The organism is Azospirillum sp. UENF 312511, from assembly GCF_058780635.1.
The window spans coordinates 2,975,866-2,988,083 of the sequence record NZ_JBSNCG010000003.1; the positions used below are offsets into that span (position 1 = coordinate 2,975,866).

The 12,218-nt window shown below is 65.9% G+C and carries 11 protein-coding genes; 3 read left to right on the forward strand and 8 right to left on the reverse strand.

What is annotated here, in order from left to right; genetic code table 11:
• Positions 1 to 307: 307 nt before the first annotated feature.
• On the forward strand, positions 308 to 1,177 hold the full coding sequence (locus ACWPN7_RS25575; RefSeq protein ID WP_459196602.1) for a DUF4384 domain-containing protein: 870 nt from the start codon (positions 308 to 310) through the stop codon (positions 1,175 to 1,177).
• Between the two features lie 7 nt (positions 1,178 to 1,184).
• Here ACWPN7_RS25575 and ACWPN7_RS25580 read toward each other — a convergent pair whose 3' ends face one another.
• From ACWPN7_RS25580 to ACWPN7_RS25615, 8 genes are all read right to left on the reverse strand, one after another.
• Positions 1,185 to 1,985 carry a PP2C family protein-serine/threonine phosphatase gene (locus ACWPN7_RS25580; RefSeq protein WP_038527845.1) on the reverse strand — a complete coding sequence of 267 codons (801 nt, stop codon included), beginning with the start codon at positions 1,983 to 1,985 and terminating at the stop codon, positions 1,185 to 1,187.
• A gap of 141 nt (positions 1,986 to 2,126) precedes the next feature.
• Positions 2,127 to 2,357: a hypothetical protein gene (locus tag ACWPN7_RS25585; protein WP_247874882.1), complete on the reverse strand. Its 231-nt coding sequence runs from the start codon at positions 2,355 to 2,357 to the stop codon at positions 2,127 to 2,129.
• A gap of 187 nt (positions 2,358 to 2,544) precedes the next feature.
• Complete coding sequence (locus ACWPN7_RS25590) at positions 2,545 to 3,561, reverse strand: agmatine deiminase family protein (RefSeq protein ID WP_038527848.1); 1,017 nt, start codon at positions 3,559 to 3,561, stop codon at positions 2,545 to 2,547.
• 400 nt (positions 3,562 to 3,961) lie between these two features.
• The gene (locus ACWPN7_RS25595; protein ID WP_014240466.1) at positions 3,962 to 4,795 is read right to left on the reverse strand and encodes an ABC transporter permease subunit; all 834 of its coding nucleotides are present in this window, start codon (positions 4,793 to 4,795) and stop codon (positions 3,962 to 3,964) included.
• Positions 4,792 to 5,715, reverse strand: coding sequence for an ABC transporter permease subunit (locus ACWPN7_RS25600; RefSeq protein WP_459196603.1), 924 nt, complete (start codon positions 5,713 to 5,715; stop codon positions 4,792 to 4,794). The genes ACWPN7_RS25595 and ACWPN7_RS25600 overlap by 4 nt, the downstream gene beginning before the upstream one ends.
• Positions 5,712 to 6,875, reverse strand: a complete 1,164-nt coding sequence (locus tag ACWPN7_RS25605; protein ID WP_038527850.1) for an ABC transporter ATP-binding protein — start codon at positions 6,873 to 6,875, stop codon at positions 5,712 to 5,714. The genes ACWPN7_RS25600 and ACWPN7_RS25605 overlap by 4 nt, the downstream gene beginning before the upstream one ends.
• A gap of 98 nt (positions 6,876 to 6,973) precedes the next feature.
• Positions 6,974 to 8,074: an extracellular solute-binding protein gene (locus tag ACWPN7_RS25610; RefSeq protein WP_014240469.1), complete on the reverse strand. Its 1,101-nt coding sequence runs from the start codon at positions 8,072 to 8,074 to the stop codon at positions 6,974 to 6,976.
• Between the two features lie 219 nt (positions 8,075 to 8,293).
• Positions 8,294 to 9,637, reverse strand: coding sequence for a glutamine synthetase family protein (locus tag ACWPN7_RS25615; protein WP_014240470.1), 1,344 nt, complete (start codon positions 9,635 to 9,637; stop codon positions 8,294 to 8,296).
• Positions 9,638 to 9,802: 165 nt separating this feature from the next.
• Between ACWPN7_RS25615 and ACWPN7_RS25620 the strand changes: the two genes are divergently transcribed.
• Entirely contained in the window at positions 9,803 to 11,083 is a 1,281-nt protein-coding gene (locus ACWPN7_RS25620; RefSeq protein WP_459196604.1) for an NAD(P)/FAD-dependent oxidoreductase, read from the forward strand.
• Positions 11,084 to 11,118: 35 nt separating this feature from the next.
• Complete coding sequence (locus ACWPN7_RS25625; RefSeq protein WP_038527855.1) at positions 11,119 to 12,114, forward strand: hypothetical protein; 996 nt, start codon at positions 11,119 to 11,121, stop codon at positions 12,112 to 12,114.
• The last annotated feature ends 104 nt before the right edge of the window (positions 12,115 to 12,218 follow it).

The window sequence follows — 12,218 nt, forward strand, 5'->3', positions numbered from 1 at the left end:
GCGAATGGGATCAGGCAGAGCGACAGCGCGGGGCCGAAAAGCCATGAGGAACAAAGCCACGAGGAACGAGGCATAAGGCGCAGCCTTCATCGAAGGGAATGGATGCGGGAACGAGCCGCGACGATAGTCGATTGGCCGAAACGCAGGAAGGGACGGATTGGTGCCCTGCTCTCTTCCTGTGGGTTTTATTTTCCATAATACAGATTATATGATCGACGTTGGTCTCGACAGCAGGGGCCTCTGCCCTTGGCTATGCCGGAAATGCACGCTACATAAACCACAGTTTATACCCAACGGTCAGGTTCCGGTGAACGACGCCTCCGCGCCGACGTTTGCGCCGACGATATGGCGGCATCGATGCGCCGCGGCGCTGCTTGCCGCTGCCATCGGAGCGACCGCGTGGCCGGTTCACGCTTCCACCGACTCCGAGCCTCCCGCGGACCACGTGCCCGCGCCGGCACAGGCGCTTCCCGCACCGGACGTTCCGCCGGTTCCGGCCGTGCCCGACCTGTCGGCTTTGCGAACGGCCTTGGCGGAATTTCATTGCGCCGAGCTGGAGGTCGCCGTCGGCAAGGACCAGAGGATTGCGATCTCCGGCTTGACCGCGGGCGACACCGATCCGGACAGCCTTGCGCTGCTCGCCCAGGACTACGGCACCGGCCAACGGGCCGCCGTGGAGGTCGAGCGGGCGTCCCCTGCCCTGTGCGAGCCCCTGACCCTGATCAGCACGCTCCGGACCACCAACACCGGCTTGGCGGCGCCCCTGTCGATCCGCGTCAAGAGTGAAGGCGGCGGCACGACGCTCGACGGCGGCCAGGATCTGGTGTTCGACGTGGCCGCCCCTGATTTTCCGGCCCATCTTCAGGTGGACTACTTCACCTCGGACGGCAACGTGATTCATTTGCTGCCCAATCCGCTGGAGATCAGCGGTCGGGTGGAGGCCAACGCGGTCCGCCGCCTGGGAGAGCGCGGCGCCGGCGGACGGTTCTGGAGCATCGGACCGCCCTACGGTCACGAGTTGATCGTCGTGATCGCCAGCCCGACGCCGCTGTTCCCATCCCCCCGCCCCGAAGCCGAGGCGGCCGCGTCCTATCTTCCTGCGCTGAAACAGGCGTTGGAAGCCGCGGCACCGACCACCGTGGCCTCCGCAAGATTCCTGAAAACCAAGGCGCCCTGACGTTCGGTCAGGCCGGAACCAGGACGAAGCGGGCGAGGATGAGGGTGATGTTGTCCGGCCCGCCTGCCCCGTTTGCGAGATCGATCAGCTTGGTGCAGACATCCTCGGCGGCGGGAGGCGGCTGTTGGGTGAGTATCCGCTGAATCAAGCCTTCCGGCACGATTCCGGTCAGCCCATCCGAGCACAAAAGATAGAGATCATCGGGCTGCAGATCGTGAACGGCGATGTCAGGTTCGACCTGCTCCCCGGTGCCGAGCGCGCGGACGATGATGTTTCGTTGGGGAGCCTGTCCGCGGCGCCCGTTGTCGAGCCAGACTTGATAAAGGCTGTGATCGCGCGTCAGCAGGCGCAACTCGCCGTGGCGCAGACGATACAGCCGACTGTCTCCGGCGTGGAACACCACCACGCGCCCGGTTCCCGGAACGCGCCAGAGCCCCACCAGCGTGGTGCCCATGCCGCGCCCCTCGGCGAAACCGCGCTGGCGGTTCAGGGCGTTGATGCGGCGGTTGGCGGCCACCACCGCGGAACGGACCGTCGATGCGGCATCAGCCGCCGCCCTTTCCTCCTCCGCCGGGGACAGCGTCCGTCCGCCATGGCCACAGGCGTGGTCCCTGGACGCAATGACGGCGGCCACCACGTCCACCGCGGTGCGGCTCGCGATGTCGCCACCGGCGTGCCCTCCCATGCCATCGCAGATCACCGCCAAGCCGTGCGCCGGGTCGAGGTGGAACGAGTCCTCGTTGCGCGACCGGACACGGCCAACGTCCGTTTGTCCGACGGCGATCATGTCGATCAGGGCGGAATGCATCACGCGACCGGCTCCAACGCGTTACAGCCGAACCAGCTTTCTGGAAACAGCCTTCGGCAACGCGAAAAACCGCCTCGGCTTTGCGCAATAATGGCGGAGAGCGCGCGGATTGAACAGCCGGAAAGGACGCGTGAAAACGCCTCAGACGCTGACGTCGAGGAGCGTGCCGCGCTGCTTGCCACCGTAGCCGGCTCCGTTGGTCCGCGCCTGGACCGCCGCCGTCTGCGGGTCGATCGCCTGCCCCGACTGGGTCGCGTTGCGCGTTTCCCGCGTCTGGTCCATCTTGCCGACCGCCTGGGTCGCCTGGACCGTCTGGGTTCGGACGGTGGGCGTGGTCTGCTGCGCCGCTTGAACCGCCGGAGACATAGCCATCTGCATCGCCGGTGTAATCGGCGGCTGCGGCTTTGCCATCGGAGGCATGTTGAGCGGGTTTAACTGCATATTAAGAAGATGCGCCCGCTCACCCACCGATTCAAGGTCCGAATCGACGCAGCGACCGACTCAAAAGGGAAGGCCACACGCGCCTTCAACCTTTCCGCAAGCGACTGAAAGTGCCGGATTAGACCGCCGGCTGCTGCTGGGTGATGCAGTGGATGCCGCCCCCGCCGCGCACGATGTCCAGCGCCGGAACCTGCACGACCTCGCGGTCCGGGAAGGCCCGGCGCACGATGCGGAAGGCCTCGTCGTCCGCCGAGTCCTCGAAGGCCGGCATGACGATGCCGCCGTTGGCGATGTAGAGATTCGTGTAGGACAGGGTCAGCCGCACGCCGTTCTCGTCGCGCCGCGCCGGCTGGCGGACCGGAATGACCTCCAGCTCCCGCCCCTGGGCGTCGCGGGCGCGCTTCAGCCGGTCCAAATTGTCCTGGAACGCCTTGAAATTGGCGTCGCCGGGATCGTCGGTGGTGATCGCCATGACGACGCCGGGTTTCACGAACAGGGCGATCTCGTCGATGTGACCGTCCGTCTCGTCGTCCTGATAGCCCTCGCCCAGCCAGATCACGCTGGAGATGCCGAGATGCTCCTTCAGAAGCTCCTCGATCTCCGCCTTGCCGAGATTCGGGTTGCGGTTGGGATTCAGCAGGCACTGCTCGGTCGTCAGCAGCGTCCCCTCCCCGTCCACATGGAAGGAGCCGCCCTCCATGACCAAGGGCGCTTCGAAGCGGCGCAGGCCGAGATGGTCGAGCATCAGGCGCCCGACCTCCTGGTCCTTGGCGCTGTCCGGGTAGTTGCCGCCCCAGGCGTTGAAACGCCAATGGACGCCGGCCAGCTGCCCTTTCCCATCGGTGACGAAGCTGGGTCCGGTGTCGCGGATCCAGGAGTCGCTGATGGGCAGAGGCAGGATCTCGACGCCCGGCCCGCAGGCCAGGGAAGCGTCGGCGACGTCGGCGGGATCGCAGACCATGGTCACCGGCTCGAACCGGCTGATGGCGCGGGCAACGTCGGTGTAGGCGGCAGCGGCGGCGTCGAAGGCCCCCTCGGGCCACGTCTCGGGCCGGCACGGCCACGCCATCCAGCAGCGCGTGTGCCGTTCCCATTCGCCCGGCATGGTGAAGCCTTCCGCCGCCGGTGTCGTCATCTTTGAATCTCCTGCCAAATCCCTGAACTGTCCGGCTCTTGTGCGTGGCCGGAGCGGGTCGTCACGGCGTCACCCGTGACCCACGGTCACCCTAACCACGGAGCGGAGGATTTGGCAACGGCCACCAAGGGGCCACTGGAATGCCCGAAAGGGCAGCGCGCTCGACCGCTCAGCGGCGGGAGGGCGGACGGTCCGAATAACGGCGCTTGGGCGCCGAAAAAGGCATCGAAAAACCAAGACGAAGCATGGGGAACCATAAGAGCGCGCGCACGATACGACCTCATTCGCTGTTGCAGATGCCAATACAATAGCAAATGCAACGGCGAACGGCCACCCCGTGGTCTGCGGCCTAACGGCATAGCCCCTATGAGGCGGTGTTTGGGGGCGACAGGGGGGCTTTTCAGCCGCCCTGCACCGCCATCTGCTCGTCCCGCTTCCGCTGACGGTCCTGCCGCGCCATGACCAGGCTGGCGATGAAAATGCCGGTGGCGACCACCACCATCATCAACGTCGCCAGCGCGTTGATCTGCGGGCTGATGCCGAACTTCACGCTGGAGAAGATGACCATCGGCAGCGTGGTGGAGCCCGGACCCGACACGAAGCTGGCGACCACCACGTCGTCGAGCGACAGGGTGAAGGCGAGCAGCCAGCCCGACACGATGGCCGGGGCGATGATCGGCAGCGTGATGACGAAGAACACCTTGGCCGGGCGGGCGCCGAGGTCCATCGCCGCCTCCTCCAGGCTCTCGTCCAGGCTGACGAGGCGCGACTGGATGATGACGGCCACATAGGCCATGGTGAAGGTGGTGTGGGCGATGGTGATCGTCGTCATGCCGCGCCCGTCCGGCCATCCGATGGCCTGCTCCAGCGCCACGAACAGCAGCAGCAGCGACAGGCCGGTGATGACCTCCGGCATGACCAGCGGCGCGGTGATCATGCCGCCGAACAGCGTCCGCCCGCGGAACCGCCCGAAGCGGGCCAGCGCCAGACCGGCGACGGTGCCGAGCACCACCGACGCGGTGGCCGACATCGCCGCCACCTTGAGCGACAGCCAAGCCGCCCCGAGAAGCTGGTCGTTCTGCAGAAGCTCGGCGTACCATTTGGTGGAGAAGCCGCCCCACACCGTGACCAGGCGCGACTCGTTGAAGGAGTAGAAGATCAGCAGCGCGATCGGCACATAGAGGAAGGCGTAGCCGAACCACAGCGCCCAGGCCAGTTTTCCCATCTGCTTCATCGTCCGGCCTCCGTCTGGCGTCCCTGGACATGCTGGAAAACCATGATCGGCACCACCAGGAACAGCAGAAGCGCGATGGCCACCGCCGAGGCGACCGGCCAGTCGCGGTTGGCAAAGAACTCGTTCCACAGCACGCGGCCGATCATCAGCGTGTCCGGGCCGCCCAGCAGCTCCGGAGTCACGAACTCGCCGACCGAGGGGATGAAGACCAGAAGCGACCCGGCGATGATGCCCGGCAGAGACAGCGGCAGAGTCACCGTCAGGAACGCCTTCCAGGGCCGGCAGCCGAGGTCCGCTGCCGCCTCCAGCAGCGTCGGGTCGAGCTTCTCCAGCGTCGCGTAGAGCGGCAGCACCATGAAGGGCAGATAGCAGTAGGTCATGCCGATGTAGACGGCCCAGTCCGAGTAGAGAAGCTCGAACGGCTCCGTCGTCAGGCCCGTCCATTGCAACAGGTTGTCCACCACCCCGTTGGCCTTCAGGATGCCGATCCAGGCGTAGATGCGGATCAGGAAGCTGGTCCAGAAGGGCAGGATGACCAGCATCATCAGCGGCCCGCGCTTGGACGGATCCGCTCTGGCAATGGCGTAGGCCATGGGGTAGCCCAGCAGCAGGCAGCAGACGGTGGTGACCAGCGCGATCTTCACCGAGTTCAGATAGGCCAGGATGTAGAGGTCGTCCCCGCCCAGCCGCAGGTAGTTCGACAGATTCAGCAGGATCTGGAGCTTGGTCGTGCCCGCGTCCTCGTCCACCAGCCAGTCGATCAGCGGCGCGTAGGGCGGCTGCGCCAGCATCGCCTCAGACAGGCTGATGCCGAACACGATCAGGAAGGGCACCAGGAAGAACAGCAGAAGCCACAGGTAGGGGATGGCGACCACCACCCCCCGCCCCCACAGGCCGATCCGGCGCAAAAGGTCGATCATTGCGTCAGCACCACCCCGGCGAAGGGACGCCAGCTCAAATACACCTCGTCGTCCCAGGTGATCGGCATCTCGGTGCGCCGCACCACGTTGGGCGCCGTGACGCGCACTGTCTTGCCCGTCTTCAGCTCGACCAGATAGATCGACACGTCGCCGAGATAGGCGATCTCGCGCACGATACCGCTGGTGACGTTGCGCCCATCGGCGTTGGTCGCGGCGTTGGCCGGCGGCTCCTTGCTCAGCGCGATCTTCTCCGGACGGACCGCGACGCCAACCGTCGCGCCGGCGGGGACCGCAACCGCGTGGTTGATGTAGAGGTCGCAGCCGGCGTCCTCGGAGCGGATCAGCACATGGTCGGCCTGATCCTCCACCACCCTGCCCTCGAACATGTTCACCGAACCGATGAACTCGGCGACGAAACGGGATTGCGGGTACTCGTAGATTTCGGTCGGCGTGCCGGTCTGGGCGATGACGCCGTGGTTCATCACGGCGATCCGCGAGGACATGGTCATCGCCTCCTCCTGGTCGTGGGTGACCACGATGAAGGTGACGCCCAGCTTCTCCTGGATGTTGACCAGCTCGAACTGGGTCCGCTCGCGCAGCCGCTTGTCCAGTGCGCCCAGCGGCTCGTCGAGCAGAAGCAGCTTGGGCCGCTTGACCAGGGAGCGGGCCAGCGCCACGCGCTGCCGCTGGCCGCCGGAGAGCTGGTGCGGCTTGCGCTTGCCGAATTGGCCGAGCTGGACGAGGTCGAGGATCGCCCCCACCCGCTCCTTGATCTCCGCCTTGGCGACGCCGTCCTGCTTCAGGCCGAAGGCGACGTTCTGCTCCACCGACATGTGCGGGAACAGGGCGTAGGACTGGAACATCATGTTGACCGGCCGCTCGTAGGGCGGGATGCCGGCCATGTCGACGCCGTCGATGAAGATCTTGCCCTCGGTCGGCGTCTCGAACCCGGCCAGCATGCGCAGCAGGGTCGTCTTGCCGGAGCCGGAGCCGCCCAGCAGGGCGAAGAATTCGCCCCGGTAGATCGACAGGCTGACCTCGTCCACAGCGACGAAATCGCCGAAGGTCTTGGTCACCTTCTCGATTCGCACATAGGGCTTCTGTCCCGGGTCCTGCCAGGGTTCCAGGCGCGTGGGCTTGCGGATCGGCTGGACGGCCATGCGGGTCCTCTCGGCGTCCTCTTCTCATGGGAACGCCCCGGCCGTTCCCGATGGGAAACGACCAGGGCGCGTGTCGTGCGTGCCGGTTCGCGGCGCGCTTACTTGCCGGTCTTGACCTTGGTCCAGACGCGGGTGCGGGCGCGGTCGGTGGTCTGCTTGATCGACTTCAGCGCGAACAGCTTGAGGCTGCTGTTCTCCGGCAGGAAGACGGCCGGGTTGGTCTTCACGCCCTCGTCAACCGAGGCCAGCGAGGCCGGAACGGCGTTGGCGTAGCTGACCGTGTTGGACACCGCCGCGATGTTCGCCGGGTCCAGGATGAAGTTGATGTAGGCGTGCGCGCCCTCCTTGTTCGGCGCGTCCGCCGGGATGGCCAGCGTGTCCCACCACACCTGCACGCCTTCCTTCGGTGTGATGTACTCGACCTTCACGCCGTTCTTGGCTTCCTCGGCGCGGGCGGCGCCCTGGATGGCGTCGCCGTTGTAGGCCATGACGACGCAGGCGTCGCCGCCCGCCAGGATGTTGATGTTCTGGCCGGTGACGAACTGCTTGATGTAGGGGCGGACCGCCAGCAGCGTCTTCTCGACCTTGTCCAGATCCTCCTTCTTCTCGGAGTTCGGATCGAGGCCGAGGTAGTTCAGCACCGACGGGATCACGTCGATGGCCGAATCCATCACGGTGATGCCGCAGGCCGCGACCTTCTTCGCCACTTCCGGCTTGAAGATCAGGTCCCAGCTGTCGAGCGGGACGTCGGGGGCGACGGCCTTGATCTTCTCCGGGATGATGGCGATGCCGACCGTGCCGCCCAGATAGGGCACGGCGAACTTGTTGCCGGGGTCCGAGTTCTCGAGGAGCTTGAGGACCTTCGGATCGACGTTCTTCAGGTTCGGGATCTTCGCCTTGTCGAGCGGCGCCACGACCTTCGCCTGGATCATGCGCGACAGGGTCGGCTCGGCGGTCGGGACGATCACGTCGTAGCCCGACTTGCCGACCAGCACCTTCTGCTCCAGCAGTTCCAGGCTGTCGTACAGGTCCACCTTGGTGTCGTAGCCGGTGGCCTTGGTGAAGTCCGCCAGCGTCGATTCGCCCAGATAATCGTTCCAGATGTAGATGTTGACCGGCTTCTTGGCCTGGGCCAGCGCCGGGCCGGCGATGGCGATCGCCGCGACGGCGCCGATGACGCTGAGAGCGAAACGTTTCATGCAGAAAGCCCCCGAATTCTGGATCGTTCGTCAGTTCGTGACTGGTCGACTTTTTTCCATTCGACGTGGGGGGCGGCGCGCATCGCACGGCGTCCCCGGCGCGAGCGCTATTGCACCCACGGGGGGGTTCGTTGTCAACGATTTGCGGGTGGTTTTGCGGGTTTTGCGGAACGCAAACGCCCCCTTCCGCGGCAAGGGCGGAAGGGGGCGGAAAAATGCTCAAACGTTCAGCAGAAGATTCTCGCGCTCCCAGGAGCTGATCACCCGGTGATAGGCCTCGTACTCGGCCTCCTTCACGCAGGTCACCGCGTCCAGGAACTTCTCGCCCAGCACCTCCTTCAGCGGCTTGCAGGCGTTGAACTTCTGAAGCGCGTCGCCCTGGTGGCGCGGCAGGGTGAAGGCGAGCCGGTAGGCGGACCCCTTCACCGGGTCCGTCGGCTCCAGCCCCTGGGCCATGCCGAGATAGCCGCAGGCCAGCGAGGCGGCGATGGCGAGGTACGGATTCGCATCCGCGCCGGCCACCCGGTTCTCCACCCGGCGCGAATCGGCGGGCGAGACGGGAACGCGCAGACCGGTGGTGCGGTTGTCGCGGCCCCAATGCACGTTGATCGGCGCGTCGGAGTTCGGCACCAGCCGGCGGTAGGAGTTCACGTTCGGCGCCAGCAGCGGCATCGCGTAGGGCAGATACTTCTGGAGCCCGGCGATGTGGGACATGAACAGCGGCGTGTCCGCCCCGTTGGCGTCGGAGAACAGGTTGCGCCCGGAATCCGCATCGACCACCGACTGGTGGATGTGCATGGCGCTGCCCGGCTCGTTCTGCATCGGCTTGGCCATGAAGGTCGCGTAGACCTGATGGCGCAGCGCCGCCTCGCGCGCCGTCCGCTTGAACAGGAAGGCCTGGTCGGCCAGTTCCAGCGCGTCGCCGTGGTTGAAGTTGATCTCGATTTGCGCCGCCCCGGCCTCGTGGGTCAGGGTGTCGATGTCGATGTCCTGCGCCTCGCAGAAGTCGTAGACCATCTCGAAGATCGGATCGAACTCGTTCACCGCGTCGATGCCGAAGGCCTGTCGTCCGCTCTCCACCCGCCCATTGCGCCCGACCGGCGGCACCAGCGGATAGTCGGGGTCCTTGTTGACCTGGACGAGAAAGAACTCCAGCTCCGGCGCCACCATCGGCTTCCAGCCGCGCTCCTCGTAGAGCGACAGCACCCGCTTCAGCACATGGCGGGGCGAGAAGTTCACCGGGCTGCCGTCGGCGTAGACGCAGTCCGTGATGACCTGGGCGGTCGGCTCCTCGTACCAGGGGACGAAGCGGATCGTCCGCTCGTCGGGGATCATGTAGATGTCGGAGTTCTCATCCGAGGTGACCGAGTCGTCCTCCGGGTACTCCCCGGTGACCGTCTGGACGAAGATCGCCTCGGGCAGCCGCAGACCGCGGTCGCGCAGGATGCGCAGGAACTTCTCGGCGGGCACGATCTTGCCGCGCGCGATGCCCGACATGTCGGGCACGAGGCATTCCACTTCGGTGATGCGGTTCTTCTTGATGAAGTCTTCCATGAAACCCATGAACGTATGGACCGCACCGGACGGTGGGCAGCCCCTCCCTGCTGTGAACGACCGCCTTACTATGATCCCGCACCCCCTCCTCGCGCCAGAGGGGAACAATGATCCTGCCCATATGACCGCTGGAATCATTGACGGGACGGGGCTCCCTCCCCTAACTCGGCGGTCATGCCGACATCATCCCACATCCGCTCGTGGTACGCCGACACCGCGACTCCCTACCCGCAGCACCCGGCGCTGGAGGACTCGCTGTCCTGCGACGTCTGTGTGGTCGGTGGCGGCTACACCGGGCTGATGACCGCGCTGGAACTGGCCGAGCAGGGCTACGACGTGGTTCTGCTGGAAGCCAACCGCGTCGGCTGGGGAGCGTCGGGCCGCAACGGCGGGCAGATCATCACCGGCTACAACAAGTCGATGAGCACCATCGAGCGTTGGGTCGGGAAAGAGGACGCGCGGCGGCTGTGGGACCTCGGTGAGGAGTCCAAGGCGCTTCTGGCGGAACGCGTTGCGAAGCACGCCATTCCCTGCGACCTCACCTGGGGCTTCGCCCACGCGGCGGTGAAGCGGCGCCACATGGACGACGTGGCCGCGATGGAGCGCGAGATGCGCGACCGCTACGGCTACAACAAGGTCCGCGCGCTCGACCGCGAAGCCATGCGGGCGGTGGTGGGCAGCGACGCCTATGTCGGCGGGCTGGCCGACGACGGAAGCGGGCACCTGCACCCGCTGAACTACGCTCTTGGCCTCGCCGCCGCCGCCGCCAGAGCCGGCGTGCGCCTCTTCGAGGACAGCCGGGTCACCGCCATCGACACCGGGGATCGCCCCGTCGCCAGCACGGCGAAGGGGCGGGTGACGGCGCGCTTCCTCGTGCTGGCCGGGAACGCTTATCTGGGATCTCTGGCGCCGCGCCTGTCGGCCAAGGTGATGCCCGTCGCCACCTACATGATCGCCACCGAGCCGCTGGGTGAGGCCGCCGCAACGTCTCTGCTGCCGACCAATATAGCGGTCAGCGACATGAACTTCGTGCTGAACTACTTCCGCCGTTCCGCCGACCACCGGCTGCTGTTCGGCGGCGGCGTCAGTTATTCCGGACTGGACGCGCCGGGGCTGAAAATCGCCATGCGGTCCAAGATGCTGGCGGTCTTCCCGCAGCTCCGCGACGCCGCGGTCGACCATTTCTGGGGCGGCCACGTCGCCATCACCATGAACCGCATGCCGCATGTCGGGCGGCTGACGCCGACCACCTATTTCGCCCACGGCTATTCCGGTCACGGGGTGGCGCTGGCCGGCATGGCCGGTCGGGTCATGGCGGAGGCGATCCGCAGCACGGCTGAGCGGTTCGACGTGTTCGCCCGCGTGCCCCACCTGCCCTTCCCCGGCGGGCGGCGATTCCGCACACCGGCGCTTGTCCTCGCGATGCTCTGGTTCCGGCTGCGCGATCTGCTGTAACCTCCCCGTCCCATTCCCGCTTCCGGTCCCTGCCCATGTCCGATGTCCCCGATCCCGAAACCGGAAGCACGGAAGCCGATGCCGAGGCGGCGCCCGCGGCGCCGATGCGGGACACGCATTTCGATTTCGAGCACAAGGTGTTCAGCCTGTCCGGGGCCTTCTTCTGCATCGACCCTTCCTCCAAGCAGCCGGTGCTCCACATCCTGCTGGGGGATCTGAAGGCCGCCCTGCCCTTCAACACGCTGATGGAATCCTTCGACATCAAGGAGGACAGCCGCGACTCCAAGCTGCTGGATGTGGTCGAAAAGGGCTTGGCCTATGTGAAGCAGATCCGCCCCGGCGAGCAGATTCCCGGGGAGTTGCTGGACGGCCGCGCCTCCTGGTCGGTGGAGGAGAAGCACCGGACCATCGCACGGGGACGTCTGACTGTGCAGCTCGTCTCCTCGATCTCCGGAAGCGAGATGATCGTGGTGAAGGCCGACGAGCTGGAGCAGATCGTCGAGGACCCGCAGACCAAGCAGCGCGTCAAGGCCGCCTTCAAGGACATCGCGGCGAAGCTCAACCTGAAGGACAATTACGAGCAGTACCTGACCGACCGTATCGAGGACCTGACCCAGGAGCTGTCCTACATCGAGGCGCTGCGCGACCGCTTCAACGCCATCCGCGCCATCAGCGGCAAGCTGACCCGGCTGACCCAGATCTATCGGACCGACCGCACCCTGTGCAATGAGGTCGCGCGCATGCAGGGGCTGCTGGGCAAGCCGCTCAAGGACTATGACGCCATCTTCGAGCAGGCGGACGCCCAGACCGGCGAGATTTTCGGCGCACTGAAGTCGTTCGATACCACCGTGACATTCATCCGCAAGATCCGCGACGACCTGCGCGCCCGGCTGCTGGAGTGGGAGGACATCCTCCAGGCCTGGGACACCACACCGGTGGAGAAGTCAACCGCCATCGAGCAGTTGCAGAAGCATACCTACCGCTTCCTCGCCAACCGCTTCATGGAAACCAAGGTCTGGATTCGCAAGTAACCGGGTTTACCGCCCTCCCCCGCCATTGTCGTGGCCGAAGATTCGAATGGCTGCGATGATCGGAATCGGCTTGTCACCGGAAAGGCGATAGCGAAGCATCCCTC

Bases quoted from the DNA above. Each gene is read 5' to 3' on its own strand.
- ACWPN7_RS25580 (WP_038527845.1), bottom strand. From the start codon at position 1,985: ATGCATTCCGCCCTGATCGACATGATCGCCGTCGGACAAACGGACGTT.
- ACWPN7_RS25585 (WP_247874882.1), bottom strand. From the start codon at position 2,357: ATGGCTATGTCTCCGGCGGTTCAAGCGGCGCAGCAGACCACGCCCACC.
- ACWPN7_RS25590 (WP_038527848.1), bottom strand. From the start codon at position 3,561: ATGACGACACCGGCGGCGGAAGGCTTCACCATGCCGGGCGAATGGGAA.
- ACWPN7_RS25595 (WP_014240466.1), bottom strand. From the start codon at position 4,795: ATGAAGCAGATGGGAAAACTGGCCTGGGCGCTGTGGTTCGGCTACGCC.
- ACWPN7_RS25600 (WP_459196603.1), bottom strand. From the start codon at position 5,715: ATGATCGACCTTTTGCGCCGGATCGGCCTGTGGGGGCGGGGGGTGGTG.
- ACWPN7_RS25605 (WP_038527850.1), bottom strand. From the start codon at position 6,875: ATGGCCGTCCAGCCGATCCGCAAGCCCACGCGCCTGGAACCCTGGCAG.
- ACWPN7_RS25610 (WP_014240469.1), bottom strand. From the start codon at position 8,074: ATGAAACGTTTCGCTCTCAGCGTCATCGGCGCCGTCGCGGCGATCGCC.
- ACWPN7_RS25615 (WP_014240470.1), bottom strand. From the start codon at position 9,637: ATGGGTTTCATGGAAGACTTCATCAAGAAGAACCGCATCACCGAAGTG.
- ACWPN7_RS25620 (WP_459196604.1), top strand. From the start codon at position 9,803: ATGCCGACATCATCCCACATCCGCTCGTGGTACGCCGACACCGCGACT.
- ACWPN7_RS25625 (WP_038527855.1), top strand. From the start codon at position 11,119: ATGTCCGATGTCCCCGATCCCGAAACCGGAAGCACGGAAGCCGATGCC.